Source organism: Sulfidibacter corallicola (assembly GCF_017498545.1).
Lineage (GTDB): Bacteria > Acidobacteriota > Holophagae > Acanthopleuribacterales > Acanthopleuribacteraceae > Sulfidibacter > Sulfidibacter corallicola.
In genome coordinates this window covers 5,411,021-5,433,515 of the sequence record NZ_CP071793.1, presented here as the reverse complement: position 1 = coordinate 5,433,515, position 22,495 = coordinate 5,411,021, and the positions used below count along the sequence as shown (strand labels likewise).

At 59.4% G+C, this 22,495-nt stretch carries 12 protein-coding genes; all 12 read right to left on the bottom strand.

The annotated features are described in order from the left end of the window. Window positions 1-81: 81 nt before the first annotated feature. On the bottom strand, window positions 82-5,046 hold the full coding sequence (locus J3U87_RS16365; RefSeq protein ID WP_237384128.1) for a BACON domain-containing protein: 4,965 nt from the start codon (window positions 5,044-5,046) through the stop codon (window positions 82-84). A gap of 5 nt (window positions 5,047-5,051) precedes the next feature. Next, window positions 5,052-5,888, bottom strand: coding sequence for a hypothetical protein (locus J3U87_RS16360; RefSeq protein ID WP_237384127.1), 837 nt, complete (start codon window positions 5,886-5,888; stop codon window positions 5,052-5,054). Next, a complete protein-coding gene (locus tag J3U87_RS16355) occupies window positions 5,875-6,588 on the bottom strand; it encodes a hypothetical protein (RefSeq protein WP_237384126.1) in 714 nt (237 codons plus the stop codon). The genes J3U87_RS16360 and J3U87_RS16355 overlap by 14 nt, the downstream gene beginning before the upstream one ends. A 36-nt stretch (window positions 6,589-6,624) precedes the next feature. Then, window positions 6,625-7,680 (bottom strand): hypothetical protein, encoded by a 1,056-nt coding sequence (locus tag J3U87_RS16350; protein WP_237384125.1) that lies wholly within the window; start codon window positions 7,678-7,680, stop codon window positions 6,625-6,627. Window positions 7,681-7,990: 310 nt separating this feature from the next. Next, window positions 7,991-9,772, bottom strand: a complete 1,782-nt coding sequence (locus J3U87_RS16345) for an ABC transporter ATP-binding protein (RefSeq protein WP_237384124.1) — start codon at window positions 9,770-9,772, stop codon at window positions 7,991-7,993. 3 nt (window positions 9,773-9,775) lie between these two features. Further along, window positions 9,776-11,803, bottom strand: coding sequence for a TolB-like translocation protein (locus J3U87_RS16340; protein WP_237384123.1), 2,028 nt, complete (start codon window positions 11,801-11,803; stop codon window positions 9,776-9,778). Between the two features lie 14 nt (window positions 11,804-11,817). Beyond that, the gene (locus J3U87_RS16335) at window positions 11,818-12,951 is read right to left on the bottom strand and encodes a hypothetical protein (RefSeq protein ID WP_237384122.1); all 1,134 of its coding nucleotides are present in this window, start codon (window positions 12,949-12,951) and stop codon (window positions 11,818-11,820) included. Window positions 12,952-12,959: 8 nt separating this feature from the next. After that, a complete protein-coding gene (locus tag J3U87_RS16330) occupies window positions 12,960-14,255 on the bottom strand; it encodes a hypothetical protein (RefSeq protein WP_237384121.1) in 1,296 nt (431 codons plus the stop codon). Next, the gene (locus J3U87_RS16325; RefSeq protein WP_237384120.1) at window positions 14,252-15,136 is read right to left on the bottom strand and encodes an ABC transporter permease family protein; all 885 of its coding nucleotides are present in this window, start codon (window positions 15,134-15,136) and stop codon (window positions 14,252-14,254) included. The genes J3U87_RS16330 and J3U87_RS16325 overlap by 4 nt, the downstream gene beginning before the upstream one ends. Then, window positions 15,133-17,172 (bottom strand): ABC transporter substrate-binding protein, encoded by a 2,040-nt coding sequence (locus J3U87_RS16320; protein ID WP_237384119.1) that lies wholly within the window; start codon window positions 17,170-17,172, stop codon window positions 15,133-15,135. The genes J3U87_RS16325 and J3U87_RS16320 overlap by 4 nt, the downstream gene beginning before the upstream one ends. A gap of 260 nt (window positions 17,173-17,432) precedes the next feature. Beyond that, a complete protein-coding gene (locus J3U87_RS16315) occupies window positions 17,433-17,924 on the bottom strand; it encodes a hypothetical protein (RefSeq protein WP_237384118.1) in 492 nt (163 codons plus the stop codon). 23 nt (window positions 17,925-17,947) lie between these two features. Beyond that, entirely contained in the window at window positions 17,948-21,274 is a 3,327-nt protein-coding gene (locus tag J3U87_RS16310) for a protein kinase domain-containing protein (protein ID WP_237384117.1), read from the bottom strand. Between the last annotated feature and the right edge of the window lie 1,221 nt (window positions 21,275-22,495).

The following is a 22,495-nucleotide window of genomic DNA, read 5'->3' as shown; positions in this document are numbered from 1 at the left end:
AAGCGCTCCGATACGGAGATCGCCCATTATCGGGCGTGTGCCGCCCGACCATGCGGTCCCTCGCGGTGGTTGCGTTCCAAATCAGCGCGTGCAGCCGTCCTCGCCCTCCAGGATGAACACATCGCGCGCGTGGAGCTCGGCACCTTGGGTGCAGCCATCTCCTTCGAGGGTGTTCACGATGATGAAGTCGCCTTCCACGCCCTGCTGAAAAAGCGAGAACTGACTGTCGAGACCACAGCCTTCGTTGTCGAGCGTGAGAAACCCGGAATTGTTCAAGTCGGCGAATATCGGAGCGAGTTCGGTCTGAACCTGACCGTCTCCGAGATCGACCTGACGCGTGCGAACACGTGGCAATTCCAGGCAGTGAAACAGCGGGCAGTTGCGGCCCTGAATCAGGGGCACCGCGTTGAGACGCGCCTCTTTGAGGTCCATGTGGACGAAATTGGGACAGTCTTCGACCAGGAGGGACGCGAACTCGGTCAATTGATCGGCGATGAGATCGTCGGCGAAAGAAATCGATTCCATGTCGTTGAGATTCTTCAGCGTGACGGTCTGCAGCAATTCCTGGTGAGGCAGGGTGATGTGGCGAATGCCCGCATCCAGCACGCCCTCCGTGTTGGAAATCTCCAGGGTCTGGAGGATCTCGAAGGTCGAGAGATCCAGGCTGACGTGGCGCTCGGAGGTGTTGGTCACGTTGATCATTTGCAGCGTGAACAGGTTGGTCAGGCGCTCGATTCCCGAGAGGTCCAGGGTCTCGTTCTCGATGCGCACGTTGAACTTGGAAAGCAGGTTGGCGCGCGAGACGGGCGACCCGAGAATCGCCTGGTAGAAGGTGTCGTCGGGGAAAAACTGGCGCACGTCGACCAACAGCGGGACCTCGGTGACCTCGTCGATCAGGTCCGGTCCCAACACCGGTTGAATGCGAATCGGGTACACCCCGCGATCGGCCGCATCCACACCCGGCCGCGCGTCGTTGACCCGGTCGATCAACCCGTATTCGTCACTGGAAAATTCGTAGATGCCCTCGGCCGAAATCGGCCGACGGAACACCGAACCATTGATGTCGAACTGGATTTCGTCACAGGCCGGGCAGGAAACACGCATCGAAAAGGTGTCGCCCTGCACGATGGCGGGGCTGCTGACCTGGGCCAGCTTGACCTTGTTGGTGGAAGGCGCCAGCGCGATCGCGGTCTCCAGGAAGGAGGGCGCATTGAGGAAGGTCGAACCGGTCATGGGCTGATCGCCGTCCACCGCGACGAAAAAGTTCTCGGCGCGCGGAGCGGCCATGATCGCCAGTTCACCGGGTCTTCCTTCGCCCGGTTGTTCGGCGAACAGTACCACGAAGGGCGCACCCGGCTGGATGGCCTCGGCCAGGGTTTCACGCTTGATTTCGCCATTGACGCCGACCACGCGAAGGGTCGGCTGGACGGGGTCCGGGCCCACGTTCATCAGTACCACGGCCGGCACGATTTCCGGCCGAGCCGCGTCGTTGACCAGGCTGAAGACGAGCTGTTTGCCCGAGCTCTGGAAGGTGGCAGCATTGGATTGCGACGGTGATTTTTCCGCGGATTTGTCGGGCAGGTTGTGACGCCCGCCGAAGGTCACGTAGTTCACGCCGACCATCGGGTCGCTGGTATCGAGGGTGATGGCCAGGCCGAAGCCGTCGTCGAGGCCGAACAGTTCCTGGGCGTCGAAGGCACCGTGGCGCAGGCCCCCCAATTGGCGCGTGGCCGAGAACGTTTGGCCGTTGCCGCGTTTCCCGGCAAATGTCAGGGTCACGGGATCTTCGCTCAGGTTGTTGACGGTGATTTCGGATCGGAAGGCGAAGTCGCCGTTGAGGCCGGTCCCGCCGTTGAGGTTGAAGGAGACCCAGGGCAGGTAGAACCGGGTCGGGCCACCCGCGTCGGGAAAGGGCGTGGCGCCGGCCATGGCCGGTTCGGACAATTCGTTGAACAGGAACGAGGTGCCAACCAGCTCGGCCCCTTCCTCGAGGGCTTCGACGACCACGAACCCCTGGCGGCCGAGGTCCTGACCGTCGATGGGAACCGCCAGCGGCGCATAGGGTGCGATGACGCCCGATTGGCGTTCGCGCACCAGACCCTGCTCGTCGTAGAACGAGAGTCGCGCGCGGGTCGGGATGCCGGTGGTGTTGGCGATCACGACGGCGGTGAAGGCGTCCTCGCCGGGAACCGGCAGGGTGTTGAACACGATGCGCGAGGCGGCCGAGGTCAGGTCCGGCACGTCGGTTTGGGCCGGCGAGGCGGTGGAGGATTTATCTTCGCGACTGCCCGCGTAGGTGGCGAAACCGGAGGTCACGAAGGAACTGTCGGATTCGATCCACACGGCCATGCCGCTGCCGTCGGCCGACCAAACCCTGCCCCGGTTGAGGTGTGGGTTGGCCAAATCCTCGATGAACCCGTCGTTCTCGGCATCCAAGAACAATTGGGTATTGGCGGGAACCTGGTAGATGCGGGAGACACGCAGGGCGCCGCGGTCTTCACCCGAGGCTTGGCCCCGGCGCACCGAAACGCGTACGCGGGCGGCCGTGTTGCCGGTGTTGTTGACCGAAAGCACCGAGGTGAAGCCGAAATCGCCGCCGGCGATGGTGCCGCCGTCCAATCGGTGGGAGAACCAGGGCAGCAGGGACTTGTAGCGGAACGGGTCCACTTCGTCTTCGACGACGGTGAGCGGAATCGTCACCGGTTCGGAAAGGATCAACGTCTGGTTGTCGCCAGGAGTGCCGTCGTAGCGAAAGACGCGCACGTCGAAGGTGCCCAGGTTGGCGATGATCGGCACGGCTTCGTTGCCGAAGCGGGTCACGTGCCCGGCCTTGTTGAAATCGTAATAGAGGCCCGACTCCAGGGTGTCGCTGAAAGGCTGGGAGCGGGTGGTCTGCCAGCTCGTCACCGAAAGTTCCGGCGGAGCGGGCCGCGCGGCCACGCTGTAGCTCGCGGAAGTACCGGTGCTGTTGCCTTCCACGTCGCGGACCGTGATCGCGACCTGGAAATTGCCGATCTGATTGGAAGCGACCTCGAAGCCCTCGTCCTCGATTTCCCGATCGCCGGCGAAGGCCGTGATGCCGGTGATGGCCAGGGCGTCCTGGTCGTGTGCGTCCACGTGCAGGCGCGGCGCATCACCGACGGCGAAACGCGCCCCCGGCTCGCGGCGCCCGTAGTCGGGGTGGGTGAAGAACACCTGGTCCACGATCGGCGGCTGCATGTCGAGAATCGTGATCTCGGATTCGATCAAATCGCCGAGCGTGGCGTTTTCGGAAGGATTGCTCAGGCGGGCCGTGAACGTTTCGTCATCCTCGCCTTCACTGTCGTCGCGAAACGGAATGGTCACCGTTTCGCGAACCGAACCGGCTGGAAAATCGACCCGCTGGGTCGTGGCCAAGTAGTCGTCGGCAGCGCTCGCGGTGCCTTCCGAAAGAACCAGATCCACGCTGACCGACTCGTTGTTCAGGCCCGTTCGCAGCAGCGTCACGTCGACGCCGCCGTTGCGCTCCCAGGCGTCGTAGCTGGCGCTCTCGAAGACGAACACCGAATTGGTACCCTGATCGACGCGCACTTCCTGGTCGCCGATCGCGATGGTGGCCGAACGCGGCTGGTTACCGAAGTTCCCGGCTACCGAGAAGCGCGCGGTCCCGTTGCCGGACACCGGAGACTGGTTGATGATCTGAATCCAATCCGCCTCGGTGGTGGGCAGCCACCCGCAATCGTTCTGGGTGGTGACCGCGATTTCGCCTTGGCCGCCTTCACCCGTGAATTGCAGCGTGGTCGGCGTGACGTCGTAATTACAGCCTTCCTGAACGATGCGGAACTGCTTGCCGGCGATCTCCACGAGGGCCGTGCGGGATTCGAACCCGTCGTTGGGCGCCACGATGTAGGTCACTTCCTGGGTGCCGCGATCGCCGGGCACGTTGACGAAGTTGACCCAATCGGGTGTTTCGCCGATCGTCCAGGGACAGCCGCTGGTGGTAATGACGGTCACGATCGAGGTGTCGCCGCTACTGGCGAACTCGGCCAGCTCGGGCGTGATGGCGTAGGTACAGCCTTCCTGGGTGACGGTGAACTCGGCACCCTTCATGTTGTCGCGATCGAAGACCTCGAAGGTCTCGGTGCGCGGCTGAGGCCCGTCGTTGGCCGTCACCTGAATGGAAATCGACCGAATGCCGGAATCGGCGCTCGGGGAAACCGAAACCCAGTCGGCGCCGCCCGTGCTGCGGATGTCCCAGGTACAGTTGGTCTCGGTGGTGAGGGTCAGGTTTTGCGAGCCTTCTTCGGCGCTGAATTCGAAAGCCCCATCGCTGAGGGAAAACTCGCAGATGGCGGGATCCTGGATCAGCTCCACCTCGAGGACCCGCAGGCGATCGGGATCGTCGTCGGGCCCGTCGTACACCCGGATGAACGCCGTGCGGTTGTCGGCCGCCTGGTTCTCGGCGACGGTGTAGGTGTGATCGTAGATCAGGTCGTCGCCGGAGGTCGTCGGGGTATCGTCGAAGGTGAAGGTCACCCAATCCGCGGGATCGCCGTTTTCGTCTTCCACGCGGGGGAAGTGATCACAGCCGGTGGTGACCGTAACCTGGTAGACGCCGTTCTCGGCCCCTTGGAACGGAATCGTGATCGGGCTGTCGATGTCGTCGGTGTAGGCGCAGGGTTTGGGGTCCTGGATCACGGTCAGGGTGCGGCCGCCGACGCGCAGCAGGCTGGAGCGTTCGACCAGATTCGGGTTGGCGGCCGCGGTCAGGGAAACCGACATGCGGTTTCCCGAGGTGGGCGCCGTGCATAGAAACACGAATTCGTCCGAGTTCCCGGCGACCTGGGTGATCCAGGGCACCTGGTTCCGAATCAGAAAAAGACAATCGGTGGTGGACACGACGACATCGAAGGTCGCCGAGTCGCCCTCGTTGGGGCCGATCCGAACCGTGGTATCCGCCAGGACGATGTCGTCGATACTGCAATCACCGTTGTCGCAAACCTGGGCGTATACTTCGCCCGACAAGGCCAAGGCCAGCCCTGTAATAAACCATAAGAACCCGCGCATGGAGATCACCTATTCGATATGAATCCGCGTATCAGCTCGCAGCGCCTGCGAGCCTCATCCAATCCGACTTGGTCTATAAATTTGAAGTAGAAGGTCGGGGCAGCACCGCTTTTCAGCTTGACCAGGGGGTCCGATCCCAAAAGCGGTGATTTGAAGGCTTCGATGGCCACCTCGCTTTTCTGGTGGTCGAGTATTTTCTTGCCGTTGAGGTATATCAATAGCTGGTCGTTGCCCAGGTAGAGTTCGCTGGTGCCGATTTCTCCCGGCACCAGGGTTTCACTGAAAGCCACGCCTGGCACGGTGATTTTGTCCTTCGAGGCGGAGAGCTCCAGATGATCGACCTTGGTGATCAATTTCTGGGCGTTGTTGACGATGAGAAACTTGAAATCGTCCAGGGTGGTGCCGTTCCCCTGGCTGACTTCCTGAAGGGTGCGCACTCGTTCCACTTCCTTCTTGGCCTTGAAGGTCTGGAACAGTTGATTGTCGAAGTTCACATCGAGGCCCACGGTGAGGTCGTCGAACTTCAGGCCGGTCTTGGTTTCCACCAGGTTGCAGGAAACCTTGACGACATAGCTGAGATCGGACCTCGCGGGGTCGAATTCGTAGGGAATGCGGCGGCGAAGCTGGTCGCGCATCCGGCTCTTGAGGTCGGACACGGCCGAATTCTGCAGCCAGGTGCCGGTCCGGAACTCGTCGCGTTTCGATTTGGAGAAATCGACACCCGCCAAATCGACCTTGATGTCGTAGTTGATCTTGTTGGCTTCCTGTAGATACCAGGATTGGGCGTGAAGCCCCAGGCCCGCCAGCAGGAGCCCGGTCAGGAAGTGCTTAGCGAACCACATCTTGGAGCCTCTTCAGCAGGGATTTCTTTTCTTCGAGTAGCTGGAGGTAGAACACCTCCGTCCGGGTCACCAACTCGATCGGCTGGCCGGCCTGTACATCGACGACATCGTCGTGATAGACCTCGATCGGATCGTTGGTATCCACGTCGAGCAAACTGACCGAGTCGCGTTTGAAGATCAAGCGGATCTTGAACGCGTCTTCCACCAAGCCGTTGCGGCCCGAGAGCAGGTAGGCGTCGAATGCGACGTTGCTCTCGACCACCTTGGGCTCGGCCTCGGCCGGGTTGGCTCCGGCATCCGCCGTGGGCGGCGCCATGTGCAGCTCTTCCGGGCAATAGAGCTGGAGGCAGTAGTCGAAAAAGCTGTCGGCACGACCGAAGGTCTTGCCGTCGCCGGTATAGAAATAAGGCAGCTCGGGCCGATATTCGGCCTTGACGAGCATCACGCGAAAGCCGTTCTTCTCGAGGCATGACTTGACGTCCTCGAGCGGCGTTTCGATGGTGGCACACTTGAGCTCGTCGATGGTCTTGATCATCAGATCGTAACCCATGAAACATTCGCGATCGTCGACGAACCGCCGATATTGGTTGAAGGTGACTCCGGCCAGAGTGGTGTCTTCGACCACCATGGGATCCGGTGGCAAAACAATGACCTTGGCTTGAGGCTCCATCATCCACATACATAAAAATAACAATGGCATCCTATCTCCCCGATACACAAATAACGCAAGCAACTATTATTGCTGGTTTCTTGTGATACTCAAGTTGATAAGTAACACGAAGGGACTTACGTCCCCATCACAAACGAACGAAGGCCGAAAAGTCGGCTCCTGGCCGGAATCAGCCGCACGAGCGTAGTCCTGAATGAGATCCAGAACCACCGACTGATCCACTTGAACCGTGAAGGTTTCACTGCCCGGCGTATGGGTCAATGTTAACTCACGCGCAAGGTTCGAGGTAGAGATACTCTCGACTTCCACCGAAAAATTCGAGTCCGAGGTCGTGATCCCGATGCGCCCGGTGAGGGTCCGCGAACTGCGCGGGGTCTGGGCGTCGAATATCTGGACCGGCAGGATACAGGCATTGGCCCGGAAAGTTTGGTCGGTCACATCTTGAACGATTTGGATGTTCTCCGTTTGCGACAAAGAGGCCTGATTGCCGAACTGAAACTGCAGATCACCCGTCGATTCGGTTTGAACGCTCACGGTGACGTCGAGAAAGGTCTCGTCGTCACCGCTGTCGGCCAGGGCATAGGCCGCACCACCGACCAAAAGGCTGGCCCCGACCCAGTAGTTGCGGCTGCGCTTGGCGCGCTGGAGCTGCAAGCCCTGGAGACGGATCTGCTCTTCTTTGGTGAGCAGGTTCTTGAGGTTGGCGAGCTCGGCGGCCTGACCGGGGTTGTAGTTGGGGTTGAACGCGCAGGTGGGCGCGATCTCGATCACGGCCGATTCACTGAAGACCTCGCCGAAGGCACTCTCCACCACGATCGTGTACTCCACCAGGCCGGTGGAGACGCCGACGCGTTGCGGCGCCTCGGGAATGAAGGCCCAGAACAGCGAATCGTCGTCGGGATCGGGCGAGAGAATCAAGGGCGCGAATTCGCGCTCGGAAATCGTGGAATAGCGGTAGTCAGCGCGGATCTGCTTGCCGCCGCTGTTGTAAATTCGGGCTTGGATCAATACAAATTCGCTTCCCGAGGTGCAGTCCTGCTCGATAATTCGAATCGAGGGATCTTGAGCGAAAAGGCTCAGGCACCAGGAGAGCAAGATCCACATCATCCCGGCCTTTCTCATTCTAGCTCCTCCATCCACACAGCCGCTGCAGGGGGCCGACCAAATACGTCGCAACCTCGAAAGGAGGTCCCGTCAGTGTTCCATTCCCCTGCGTACAACTGTCATAACTGTAAAAAAACCATAAAAAAACATAACATTAGGACTCAAGGCCGACGGCTGCCAAAAGGCGAACAATACACACCTGGGTCGGGATGAGCCGTACACCACGCGTACAACATAACACAGGCGTGAATCCAGTTGAACCGCGCAATCTCCGGCCGTGACAAAATGCAGCCGGCATGGCCGAAGCTGCGGTTCGGACGAGCCATGCTCAAACCGGGTAGGGACACAGGCTCCAGCCGCCCTGATGCTCGGTGCGCGGCGGCACGCGGTCCCTGTATTCGCAGTTCACTTTGTGTCTGCGATGGCATGCGGCGTAGTAACAGCAGCCCATCGCGGCGGATTCGGGGGTGTCGTCCTCGTCCTCGTCCTCGTTTTCGTCGAGCTCCAGATCCTTGGCGCGCAACAACAGCTCGCTGTAAGGATGGAGAAAGGGGACATCGTCGGCCAGCAGGCAGGCGGCCTCGGCCTCCTGAACCAGGTGACCCGAGTAGAGCACACCGATGCGTTCGGCATAACTGCCGACCAGGTGCAGGTCGTGACTGATCATGAATTCGGTCACGGCTTCGTCGGCCTTGGCGATACGGTAGGCTTCCATCTTCTTGAGGAAAAAGCTTTGACGGGCCTTGTCCAATCCCGCCGTGGGCTCGTCGGCCAGAATCAGTTTGGGATGGACGGAGAAGGTCTCCACGAGACCCAGCCGGCGCTTTTCGCCGCCGCTCATCTGCCCGGTGGTCTTTTCGCGACAGTCCTCGATGCCCAGATCGCGCATCCAATCGTCGGCCTCGGCGCGATCGCCGTGCGGATTGACCTTCAGCAGGGCTTCGAGATGGCGTCCCGAGGTCATGTAGGGATTGACGGCCTCGCTGAAATTCTGGAAGACCATTTGAATCTTCGAATCGTAGCCGTCCCACTCGAGGCGGCTGCGACCCATGACGCGAAGATCGCCGCTGGTGTCGCTCATGCGCTCCACGCCCAGGATCATGCGGGCCAGTGTCGACTTGCCGCTACCCGATTCGCCGATCAGGGCGTAGCGTTCGCCGGGGTAGACGGAGAGCGAGACACCGTGGAGCACCTCGCGGCCGTGAAACGATTTGCGTAGATCGCGGGCCTCGATCAGCGGTTCCCGATCACGCTGGGCCTGGGACTGTTCCACGTCGTGGTACAGCGGCAGCAATTGGCTGATGGTCTCGTCCTGGCGAAGGCGATCTTCGTCCAGCGATTGCTCCTTGGTGAGCGTGGTGTAGGGCACGCCCACGTTGCCTTCCTTGCGGAGCACCAAGATGCGATCGCTCAGCGTCTGGATCTGGTCCCAGTCGTGGCTGATGAACAGCAGCGCGATTCCCTGTTCGCGGTGCAGCCGCTGCAACAGCCGGATGATGCGCCATTGGTTGTGGGTGTCCAGGTTGGAGGTGACCTCGTCACAGATCAGCAATTCCAGATGAGGGCTCAACAGGCTGATCGCGATTTGGACCCGTTGCGCCTCGCCCCCGCTGAGCTGGCGCGGCACCTTGCGCAGCCAGGCGCTGAGCGATTCCTCGTCGGCCACGGCGCAGCCGGCCTTGCGCAGGGTCTCCTGCACGCGGCGACGGGTGTAGGGAATGCCGGCCAGTCGGGCCGCATCGCGAAAATGCTGGCCCACCGTCTTGAGCGGATTCATCAGGGCCCGGTGATCCTGAAATACCATGCCGACCCGGCCGCGCAGCAAAGGGCGCAACCGCTTCTGGTAGGCGTGATAGGTTCGCTTGCCCGCCAGGGCGTCCACACCCAGCAACTTGACCGAGGCATCGGGATGAATGTGGGTCAAGCGGTGATCGTACAGGCCGATCAGGCTCTGAATGGTCACCGACTTCCCCGTTCCGGAAGCGCCCACGATACCCAGGACCTCGCCCGCACCCAGCGAAAAGTCGATATCGCGGATGCAGGTGGTCATGGAACGGGCGCGTCTACCAAAGGTGACGCCCCAATTCTCGACCTCGATCAAGGCTGCCATCGATCAGGATCCTTTCACCTGAATCTTCATGAGATAGACGCCGTTGACCAGGTTCCAGGAAACTTCGGTACGGCGTTTTTCTTCGCGAAATCCAGTCATGATGCTGCGAATGATCATGCGCGACGTGTCCAGATTCTCGAGAATCGGGAACTCCAGGCTGGCGTCGTTGTTGTACACCCGCAAACGGCTGACCTGGCCCTCGAACTCCTCGCGCGTGGCGCGGAACACGTGGGGGATCAGGTCTTTGGTGTCCAGGTCCAGGCTATCCTCGGGAATCGCGTTGATCTTCAGCAAGTGAGCCCGTGGTTTGAATTCCAACTGAAGGTAGTTGCTCTTCAGGGGCAGCGGCGAGGGGGCCGCCGCCATCTGACCGGCCAACGAGACCCGCAAGTCGAGGTTCTCCGCTTCGGGCTTCAAATCGATGCGTTTGAGGTCCGGATTCAGTTTGAGCAGGTACCCGTGGTTGGTCTCCACCAAGTCGGAAAGACTGGGATCGGGATTGCCGAGAATGTCCAATACCTCACGGCGTGACAGCTTGCGGCGATAAATCACCAATTCGCCCTCGCCGTTGTCGAACGCGAGGTCGGCGAATTTGCGCATGTCGACCTTGACTCGTAACAGCCCGGCCAGATCTTCGCGCAGGTCGATCTCGGAATTTTCGTTGTTGTGGATCCAGAACTGGCGACCGGCCACCATTAGCTGCAGGTCCAGCGCCCGGCCGTTCTTGATCTTTTCCTGGGTCATGGGCTTCAGGCGCACGGCGCCCTCGACCAACTTCATGATGTAGTGACGGGCGTCGCGGCCGCCCAACGAAATGTCGAAGGGTTTCACCTCTTCCGGAATATGGAAGGTGAAGGTCGGAAACGATTTGGCCGGAATGCCCGGATCACGGACGATCGGGTGCTCCTGGGCCTGGCCGTCGATGACCTTGTAGACCATGACCGCCATGCGTCCCGTCAACGGCGAGATATCCACCAGGCGGTGAATGTTCTTCGAATCCAGGCGCTTCTCGTTGCTTTTCAGGTTGTACGAACGGTACATGACCGGGTCGTTCTTCTCGTCGCTGCGCACGATGTAGAACAGCGTGGTCCCGTCGGCCGACCAGCAATAGGTCGCTTCGGCGTTGGTATCCAGCAAACCCTGCTGGATGCCGGACTTCAACTGATCGACCCGTCGCGGCGTACCGGTCGGAAACGGCGAGGTGTAGACGGCGGAATAGTTCTGGCTGCCCTCGATCCCGTAGTAGACCAGGTTCTCCCCGGAAACATCGAGCTTGGGAAAGTGCTCGTTGAGCGCTTCGGCACCGCGCGTCACCCGCGACGGAGAGACCACCCGCTTCAAATCGAAGGGGCTCGTGATGTCGAACGTGTAGAGTTTGTAGCGCGCGTCCTGGTGGGTTTTGGCCGAGAAGACGACGCGCGTCTTGCCGGGAATCTGACGGCTGGTCATGCTGCGGATGTTGTGGAACTTCTGGTTCATTTCCAGGGTGTCGATATCGAACTCGTCCTTGGACAGATCCACGTATCCCAACAGGTTCTGGTCGCCCTGATTGACGCAGAAGAGCAAGTGGCTGCCGCCGAACATGACGCGAATCGCGTACAAGTTCTGCCAGCGCAAGACGGACATCGTATAGCGCTTCAGTTCCTTCAGCTTGCCGTCCTGGTAGCGATTGAGCACGAAATCGGCGCGGTTGCCGTCGGACTCGCGGGTCACGTAGTAGAACAGGCCGTTCTCGCCCCAACCGAAGGCCATGATGTCGTGGCAGATGTACTCGTCTTCCAGCACACCCTCGGGGTCGCGTATCACCTCGAACGGTTCCTGGATACCGAAGACCTCGTTGCTGCCGTCGTCGGGGTGAATGTACAGCGCACGCACCTTACAGGAGGCGTTCCGGTTGCGTACGAAACCGGAATAGGCGAATACGGGGAGATCCGGTGACCAGCGAACCAGTTCACTGGGATAGATTGTCGGGGGCGTCGCGGCCTGAACACTGACCGAAGCCAGGCCCAGACCGATGAATAGGGAAAACACAGACAACATCCTCATTAGAATTTCACGCCTCCTGACGTAGGTTCGATTTCCAGTTGATAAAGGAGCGCATGGGCGTTGAAACCGCTTTCCTGGAGGAAGTTGCGTTCCTGAAAGTGTCCTTTCGGACGCAGCACGTCGGCACTGTAACGCAGCAGGGCCACGGTATTGCCGGGCTCGTGGGAACAGCGCTTGCTGCCGGGCTCCAAGTCCTGTTGCTTGGCGATCAGGCGTGCGGCCGAGGGGTATTCACCCATTTCGAACAGCCGCAGGGCCATGACGCCCAGCCAGAAATCGGTGGCCTGGCGAAAGGGTACCGCGACTTCCTTGCGCCACTTCAGCAGCGCGTCCTTGGAAGCGCCGCGGGGGCGCTGAGCGTTGGGCATCTCGCCCTTGAGCAGGGCGTACTGCAGGCCCTCGGCATCTTTGATGACCAAAGCGCTGTAGGCGTCTTCGGGTAACTTGGAAAGGGCGAGCAGCTTCATGGCCGCGTCGCGAATGCCGTAGCTGGACTTCAAGCCGTCGGGCAGCGGAAGGGACCCGAGTGAACCGGCCAGGCTCTTGTCCAGTTTGCCGCGAACCATGGCGTCCAGAACCATCAGGGTCGCGTGGGCCGGGGATCCTTGCGGCACCTTGGCGAAGCCCTTGGTCACCATGTAGCCGGCCTCGCGTTTGAGTACCGCGTACAGCCAGGGCTCGAGCGGCGCGTCGCCGTTCTTCAAAACGTTCAGTTTGGTGAAATCGACCTTTCTGAGCAGGCCCAATTTGGTCGCGGGATCGCCGGCCTTCAGAAACGCATGCCAATTCTTTTCGGCGGCCGAAGCGGCGCCGGGCCATTTGGGATGCAGCAGAAAACCACGCAGTTTGGGGCTGTCGGCCAAACCGTCGAAGGCCTTTTTGGCGGCGGTTCCCAGGGCATCGCCCCGTTTGCCGACGGCCGCGCCGTAATAGCCGTCCAGTTTGGTGGGATTCTCTTTGACCCAATCCAAGGTGCCACTCAGGGCGACCTCGGCGGCCAGGTAATATTGAAAACTATCCAGGACGAGCCGTTCGGCGTCGCTCGGGCAGGGACGGGCGTTGAACAGAGACTGCGCGGAAACGGGCGCCAGGGCACCCGTGCAGAACCATATCCATAAGAGTGTGCGTGTCAATTTATTCCTCATAAGATGCCTCTTTCAATGCGTTGTCTGAGCACCAATGCACCCAAGGTGAGCAGAGTGAACAAGGTGAGTACCATGAATAGCGGATACCATAAGTCGAAGCGTTCGAAGGCGGGAGACAGCGATTGGTGGCGCGCCATCGAGATACCGTAACTGACCTGCACCAGCACGTAACCCAGGGAATTTTGGTTGCTGATGCCGGCCATGGTGCCTTCGCTCATCTTTACCATGAATTGAATCAGGGTCTCGGCGTAAATGAAAGCGATCAATTGCCCAAACATTTCCTGAAGGGGGATCACGAACAGCCGAAACTGCCATAGCTCCTTGAGAACCTGCAGGTGGGAGAAGCCCTGGCAGCGTCTCAAGGGAATCGCATCCGAGGCGATCGAGGCCTGGATCTGTTCGGAAACCCGCCTCATGACCAACGGAATACAGCTCACGCCCAAGGGGACCGCGATCATCCAGAACTCGATCGGTTTGCGGAACTGGCGAAACAGCAGCACGAACAGGATGATCAGCAGGAAACGCGGCAGCGCGTTGATGCAACCCTTCAGCACGTCGAACACGAAAGACATGACCTTGCCGCGCGGTTTTCCCCGGCTCCACCATCCCACGCCGTAGCCCTCCATGATGCCCAGCAGCACCCCGATCAGGATTGCCGGCAAAATATAATACAGGAAGGAGCCGATGTAGGGGATCAACGATCTCACCAGGTAGGGCGCCAACGGCTGGACGCCGGCCTTGTCCAAATCGATCGACGGCGGCACCGAACCCAACACCCAGATCGGCGAAAGCGAGGTGAACGGCAACCGGTAACGCAGCACCGTGGCGTTCTTGAAGGAATATGAATACTGGCCGGGGGAGATCAGCTTGATGAAAATGCCGAGGGTTTCCGGTCCGTAGGCGTCGAGCCACTGGACCAACAACGGGTCCAGATCGATTTCGAACTCGTCGGAGAGGTCGAGGGCGATCTCCTCGCCGGAAAGATACAGGTCGTCCGCATCGGAACTCAACGATTCGAGGTGGCGGTAGATCGACAAAACCTGGCTGGAACTCACATCGCCCAGAAAGCTCAGGGCCAGCGACACCTCCTCGGCCTCGAAGGATTCGGTCATGCGCTGGGACCAGGTTTTGCCGCCCTTGCGGTAGGTCTGGTAGAACACGAACCAGAATCCCTGGCCGTTAGACGCCTGGAGACTTTGCTGGAGCGCGAAGTAGGGGTTGTCATCTTGAGCCGAAACCAGGGGACCCAGCGACATCAAGAAGAGGCCAGCGATCCGCACGAAGTTCTTCATCGCGACATCATCCTCGTTAAAAACGTCGAAAGTGCGTTGGTGAAGTGAACGATTAGCGAGAAGATCAGGGTCAGGGCCATCAACTTGGGCGTGAACACACGCACGGCTTCCAGTTCGATATCGTAGGCGGAAGCGTACCACAACATGCTGCCGAGTCCGGAAATGCGAAACACGAACTCGAAAATAATCGATTCGGCCACGACGAAAGGCAGAAAATAAAGGAAGATTTTCAAAATCGGAAGCAGCCAGTTGATTTTGATCATGAGCAACGTCTCGAGGAAAGAAGCGCCTTTGGCCTTGTAAAACCGGATGAAGAGCCGCGAGAAGATCTCGTCGAGCGCATCTTTGACCGCCACCGAGTTGGCGACAAAATAGCTGTTGAAAAAGGCAAAAATCAGGATGGGCGCCCACCATCGACCGATTTCCAGGGAGACGTGGCCTCCGCTGCCGAGCGTGATGAACTCGAGCAGGCCGAATTTGAGCAACAGATAGTACACGCAGAAGGAAGGCAGCAGGGTGAGCGCGCTCAAGGCGGTGACCTGACGCATCACCCACTCGCTGCGGTGTCGTTGCACGTGCAGCAGGATGCCCAGCACGCAACTGAGGATCAGGATCCCGCTGTAGATGAACACGACAATTTTCAAACTGTTCATGCTGGCGATGGAAAGATCGCGCACCAGGTTGTCGCTGCTGGCGTCGGCGGAGAGTTCACCGAGCAGCAAACCGCCCACCCATTGGAAGAAGGTGGGATCGGAAAGCGAAAGGGAGGCGTTTTTCCAACGCGCAAACTGGTAGATCACGCCAAGAGGGGCCAGAACGACCAAGGCGACCTGGAGCAATCTGACCAGAGTCCGCGCATGAAGAGAAACCGGGGGCTTCATTTGGTAAGTCGAAAATCGTCGATATGCTGAAGAACGTTGAAAGTGGAGGGGCTGTTGTTGTTCTGGATGAGCAGGGTATTGGCGTTGGCCATGTAGATCGCCTGGAAGTCCCACAGGAACAGGGCCGGTGCTTCCTCGGTGATCATGGTGGCGATTTCCTGTTTGATGTTGCGGCGCTGTTCGTCGCGCGAGGTCTGATAGGTCTTGAACAGTTCGCGCAGCTTGGCCGAGTGGGTCTCGGAGGGCTCGTAGTTGTAGATGTTCTTCGAAGGCGAGTCCGGATTGTACATGTCGATGTCGGTGTTGCTGGACTGGAACACGCGAACCAGGGCCAAATGCCAAGTCTTGTTGTGCTTGAGCTCCTGGTAGAAATCGATGCGGCCCAAGCTGCTGGAGTGGGGATCGGTGACCTGGATGCCGAAGGTGCGGAACTGGTTGACCACTTCCACCAACAGGTTGCGGTCACGCGAGTCGAGCACCTTTTCGAAGATCAGTTTCAACAACAGCGGCTTGCCGTTCTTGCCGACCCATTTGTCGCCCTTCTTGGAGAAGCCCGCTTGGGTCAACAGCTCGGCCGCCTTCTCCTTCTGGTTGGAGAGCTTGAGCTGCTTCATCTTGTCGCGGGTGTCGGCCGAGGTCAGCGGGCTGTGCATCAGGTTGCTGTTCTCGGGGCCGTGACCCACGTGCAGGTCCTCTTTGACGAGGATGTAGTTCAACGCCAGGCGGACACGGTAGTCGGCGAGCGGGTTTTCCTTGTCGTCGATGTAGGGCGTGCAGTTCAGCGCGATCATCTCGATCTGGCTGCCCTTGGTGTAGAGCTTGTCCACCGTTTCGGAGGTGATGTGCTTGCTCAGGCTGGGCGAGATGTTCATGATCATGTCGATCGCGCCGGACTGGAACCCGGAACGAATGGAGGCGATGTCGTTACCGGCCTGACGGGTGAAATGCACCGTCTGGACCGAGAACTCGCTGCGATCCTTGCCCTTGACACGGCTCTTCTCGCGCTTGAGTGCGATGAAATCGTTGGCTCGTTCCTGAATCGAAAACTTGTAGGACGTCTGCGGCGAACCCCAGAACCGGTTCACGTTCTTCATGGACGGATCGGTCTGGCGGAACAGCAACGGCATCTCGACGAACTTTTTCAGTCCGGAATCGGCGATCGCGGTGTTGGAGTCCAAAAAGACGGAAGCGGCCAGGCCGTTGTTGAGGGGTTCGATGTCGAGCACCTTGATGTCGCCGCCCAACTCGGGGAAGAGATTTTTGTAGACGTAGAAGGAATACGCCACTTCACCGAGGTTGAGATTGCGGAAGATGGTGCCCTTGAACCGATCGAAACGGGTGGTTTCCAGCAGGATCCGGTAGGTGCCCGGGCCCCGCTCGTTGAAATAACCGCCGTCTTCCCACTTGACCAGCAAGTCTTTGACCTTGAGATACTTGCCGGTGTCACCCTTGAGAATGTCCATGGCGTGACGGAAGCTTTTGGAATCTTCGAAGGCCTTGCTCTTGGTATTGAAAATGGAGATGTGTTCCCTGGCGAACCGAGCCGGCAGAATCTTGAAATCCAACTGCTGCTTCAGCGTTTTGGTATCGGGCGGCGTGCGTAGCAGGACCTCGAACTTCTCTTCGCTGAGGGTCTTGAAGCCGCGAATGTAGTTGGCCGTGTACGTGTTGTTGCTGGCCTTGTTGGAATTCAGGTAGTAGAAGGTGAAACGCGCGTCCTCGGGATTCACGAAGTCGCGATACTCGGGCATCCAACGCACGTAACGGTCTTCCACTTCCAAGGGGCGCTGGAGCGACGAGGGGGAGGTACCCTCGATCAATTTTGCGAAACTGGCCTTGGTACCGGTCTCGCCTTCGACGTACACGGAGTCGAACAGGATATTGATAATCGACTCGGCCTCGATGCCGTCGTTGTAATAAGGATTCAAAGTGGTCACAGGATTGAGCAGAGCCACGTTGAGGCGGGTTTTCTCGTCCTGCGCAAAGAGAACGCCGACACAACATAAAAATACCGAGAGGGGGATCTTCCAACGCATAATCAGAGTCTCCACATGAGGGAAATGGAATTGGGTTGTGAGGTTTTACTTGGGGCGACGGTGGCAGGCGTACCGCAAGCGGCACGCGTCAACCGCGGGGAAAGGATCGGAACCGGAAAAGTCGGGCCGGCGCCGCAATCGCGAGAGCGGTGTCTCGGATGCGGGAGGTGGAGGTCGCGGGGGCTGAGTCCCAGGGGACGACGCGCATCCACGCGTGAGCCTCGAAAGGCCCACGCTGTTGGGTGGCCAAAGTCTCGGTTTCAGTTGATCCGGGTTTTCTGGTGCGTATCTTCGCTTTGAACCGGGTCATCTTCAAACATGCGGCCGGTACCCCAGCTCGCGACATATTCCGGTTGTTTTTCACGAATGTCGAACACGACGGCAAGCGTCTCTTCCTTTCCTTCCCAGTCAAGCGGCTCGAGTCGTACGGAAACATCGAGTTTCTTGGCGTCCGGACCTTCTTTGGAAGACACTGCCGCATCTACGGTTTTCTTGTCCAAGCTAAAACGAAGTTCACGTAGCGGCTCGGTGGACTTGCGCGATTCGACGCGACGCCCTTCGACCAGGATGTGAATGTTCTTGTTTTTGAACTTGGCAGGAAAGTCGCCATACATCCGAATCACGAAATTGAAATCGCCACTGGCTCCCTGGGAGCCGGAGCCGGACAGGCGAGTATTGGTCCCCGTCTTACAGGAAAACAGGACACCGATGCTGAGCAGGCAAAGGACAAGAGAGAAGGCTTTTCTCGACATGGGGGCATCTCCGGATAGGGGCGTTAGTTGGTGGCTGCTGCCATTTTCTGTTTGATTTCCCGCAACCGACCATACTTGTCGGGATTGCTGTTCAAAACTTCCGCGGGGATTTCTTCAAGCCAATCGTAAGTCTTTTTGGCTTGGCGCATTGTGGCGCGCTTCTGCGCACCGGACCGCTCTTCGGACAGTTCGTAGAAAGCGGTGATTCGATAGTAAAAGAAGAGGAACTTCCAATTGGACTCCTTGCGGCCGGTGCTCAGCGTCTGGAACTGCTTGAGCACCTCCGAGTTGCGGCAGATCCGCGCGATCATGGGGTAATCGGGGCTTTCGCCGGTGGAGAGGCAACGCAGGTAGTCGAGAATGTAATTGGGCTTGATGGCCATCCGTTCCCATTTGCCGGCATGCTCGTAGAGCTGGCCCAGCAGTTCGGCGGCCCGCGCGGTGTTCTCTTCGTCGATGCGGAGCTGGGCCAACCAATAGCGCGGCATGAAGAAGTCGTAGCCCTTGACGGGATCGATTTCCTTCTGGACCGCGGCCTTGAGCGCCGCATCGTTTTTCTTGAAGTACAGATCGCGGTAATAGACGTTGGGATCGGTGGAGATGTCGAAGGCGAAGACGTTGCGCCGCTTGACCGTGTAGGTCTCGGAGTGGCTGAGGGTCTTGCTCTGGTAGGTGAAGAAGTAGGTACCGGCCAGCAGGTCCTCGGTGTTGCCGGGCTGGGTCACCTTCTTGAAGCGGGTCCCCTCCTGGCTGATGATGATGCTGCCCTCGGTCGTCTCCTGGCCGTTGATGCGCACCTTGAACGAGATCGGATGATCCTTCTTGCGCAGGGTGAAGTTGACGCGATAGGAGTTCCTGAACTCGCCCGCCGTGCCCTGGACGTTGAACTTGACCGCGCGCTGGGCCGGCAGTTTCACCTCGGCCACACCACGCGAATTGGAGCGCACGCTCTTCGAGTTGCCGCTCCAGTTGAAGGTCACGCGCGTACCGGGAATGAAGTTCCCGTCCTCGTCGCGAACCACGACCTGATAACCGACGATCCCGCGTGCGGCGGGCAGCTCGGGCTCGTCGCGATCGGCACTGCTCTTGGCGACCTGCGGTTTCTTTTCGGGCTTGGGCTTGGGCTGAGGCTTCGGCTCGGGCTTCTTGGCGACGGCCGGCTTGGTTTGGCGCGGCGTCGGCGTTTCCGCCTTGGCGACGGTCGCCTCGGGCTTGGGTGCCACTCGCGGTTCCGGTTTGACCGGGTCCGGCTTGGGTTGGTTCAGCTTGGCCGTCGCCTGCGGTTCGGGCTCGGTCGCCGAAGGTCCGGAAGTGGAAGGCTTCGTCGGCGTGGTCTTGGCCACGGCCGGTTTGGGCTCCGCCGGTTTCGTTTCCGCGGGTCGGGTCGTCGTCGGTTTCGTCGCGGGCTGCTCGGTTGCGGACGGCTTCGTGGCCGGCGGCTTCGTCGCGTTGGACTTGGCCACGGCCGGTTCACTCGTCGTCGGCGGTTTCTCGGCCGGCTTCTTCGCCGGCGTTTCGGCTTTCGCGACCGCCGGTGTGGGCTCGCGTTTCTTCGGTACGTCCCGCGGTTTGGGCGTATCGGCCACCCTGTCTTCGACCGGGGCCGGCTCGTCCGCTGTCGTCGATGCCGTGGCCGCATCCGCGGCGGGCGGCTCGTCGGCATCCCTGTCCACGCTGGATATCGGCGCGGGCGGCTCGTTGATTTCGACCTGTGCCCGGTTGCTGCGGGCGATCAGGTCGTTGCCCTGGTAAGCTTCGATTTCGATCGACTTGCTCCCCGGCTCGCGGAACACGACCGTGAACCGATCGAAATCCTCGCCCATTTTCTCGAAGCCGGATTCCGGTGATACCACCAGTTTCAGCTCGGAGTCGGTGGGCAGATCGCTCTCGTCGATCTGGACCGTGAAGGGAATGTTGGCGTCGACGCTGGTCACGGAAGCGAAGATCGAGAGGTTGTTGGGCAATTTGCTGGGCGTGGCCTGACCCTCGGTGGACGCCGTCTGATCGGTATCCGGAGGGGTCGTCGCGTCTTCCGATCCGCCACCACTCATGAACACGTAACCCAGCACGCCGACCACGATGATCGCGACCAAGGCCAAGATTCCCACGAGCGGGCCCTTGCCGCCGCCTTCACCTTCCGCTTTCGCGGCTTTCGGGTCGGCAGCGGGTTTCGCGGCCGTCGCGGGTGCGGCATCCGCGCTGGGCGTGGCTACCGGCTTGCCGGTGGCGGAAGCACCGGGACGCGGCGGCGGCACCTGCGCCTTCTTCGGCGTCGGCGACTCCATTTCGGCGCCTTGCAGGTGCTTGTTCATTTCGTCCGCGGAAAGTACCCGCGTCTCGTCCTTCGGCAGTTCGACGTCGGGCAGCGCGGGCAATTCGTCGCTCGGTTTCTGGGCCGCCGCGCGACGGGTCCGAGCGGGGATGTTGGTCTGGGTGACTTCGTTGACGAAATCCATCGGCAGCCGCATGGTGGATTCGGTCTTCTCGGCGACCGACATGTCGTTGGCCGAACTGACCGCACTCTTCCAGCCGTTTTCGGCCTGGGTCAGCGCCTGCAGGAACTCGTTGCTGCTGGGGAATCGTTTCTCGGGCTGCTTGGCGAGCGCCTTGCCCAGCAGGGTGTCGAAAGATCGGAAGCTGTCGTCCACGAGGTACAGCAGCGGCGGTGCATCCTTGAGCTGCTTCATCAGGACCTCGAGATGGGTACTGCCCTTGAAGGCCGGCTCGCCCGCCAGCAGGTGGTACAACACCATACCCGCTGCATATATATCTGTTACGCCCAGCTCCGGCTCCTGGAAGAGTTCCGGTTCGATCTGCTCGGGCGCCAGATATTCGGGACTGCCGACGACCATCGTCTCGGATTCGTTGAACACGCCTTCCAGCAGTTTCGAGACGCCGGCGTTGAGAATCGAGACCTTGCCGTCGGGAGCCAGACAGATGTTGTCCGGCTTGAGGTCCAAATGCTGGACCTTCTTCTCGTGGATGTAGGTCAAACCCTTGAGGATCTGACGCAGAATGTTGACCGAGTCGGCAACCGGCATCTGTCCCTGCTTCAAATTTTCGGTCAACAGGTTGCCAGGCAGGGCGGCGGACACGGCATACAAATAACCGCCCTCTACAAAAAAGTCGCTGAACGCGTGGATGTGGGGGTTGTTCAACCCGCGCAACGCCGAAGTAATCTTCCGAAATCGTTCGTCACCCGGCTGATCCGCATTTTGACTATAACTGAACTGCGACAGGGTCACGATGGTGTTCGACTGTTGATCCTTAGCCTGGTATAGGGCGTTCTTGTCGCCCCCGCCCAGTCGCTTCATGACCAAATACTTTTTATGGAGGGTTTCACCAATCATGATCTCACCAATGCTTAAGGGGTTGTGAATAGAGTCGTGTTCCCGTGCATGAACCCGTCGCATTGCGGATCGGACTGCAGAGGAAAGACAAATTCGAGATAAGGTTCGTTTCTGGAGGGGGGGAGGTTTCGAGCGAAAACTGAGCCTGCAACGAAGTGAAAACCTCTAGGGAAGCGCCATGGAGCTACTGTGTTTACAGGCAACCGCGCGGAGTACCGTTAGTACACTATATTGACAGGACAATATTCAATTTCCCGAAGATTGTAAAGACGAAATCCCTCGGAGAGCCTTGAAATCAAAGGGGTCTCATCTTTGCCTGACAATTGTTTTCTCCTGAAATCACGAAGCTCACTAGATCTTCACAAATGAATCACGCTCACTTCTAAGGCACCAGCAAGTCTTTTCGCCCTCCTAGCAAATTCATCAAAACATCAAGATGACATTCATCGACCGTTCATCATAAATCAAACACACACTTGAGACTTGAGTCGGGGCAAGCTGCCATCCGTCAGATGCTACCCCGATTTAAATGAATCTAGCCCTAAAGGCCGCTCTACTTTGTCGGTGTTGTGTCGACGGGGACCGCCTTCTGGAAACAAGCGTGGCACTCGTAGACGCTGACAAATGAGTAAATAAGCCTAACAGAAACAAGAAGGGTAAGGCAAGTTCTGCCGCAATTCGGTATGACCCGCACGATCGCCGAAAGCAACCGGCTCGGCGTAACCATCGCACACCGCTGGATTTCCCACACGGCGGCCCTCGGATTCAGGTGTCGTCTTTTCAAACCTTTACCCTACCCCAATGGTCTGCGGCGGGATCGACCGAACCCCATTCCAAGCGACATTTCGGAGCTTTTCTCAGGCCAATATCAGGAGAAAACAAAACGCCGTCGCCGGCGGAAAACGCCCAACGCAACGGGCCGCAACCGGCCCTTTCACACATCCGACTCGCCAATTTTGGCCGTTGTCCGAACGCGAAATGTTATGATGCCCACACGTCCGCGTCTCCGAAATGAACTTCTCCGCGAAGGCGTTCCCTACGCTGGGATGGCTCGCGACATGGTGGTTCGGTCCCCGGTGCCGCGACCGCGACGGGCCCCCACACCCAGCTCGACAATCCATCGGGTGCGTCGAGCGAGTGTCGTCACGTCCCAGCGCGGCATTTCGACAAGATGCGACAACGGGTGGAGACACATCGGTTTACCAGCCGCAACCAAGAATA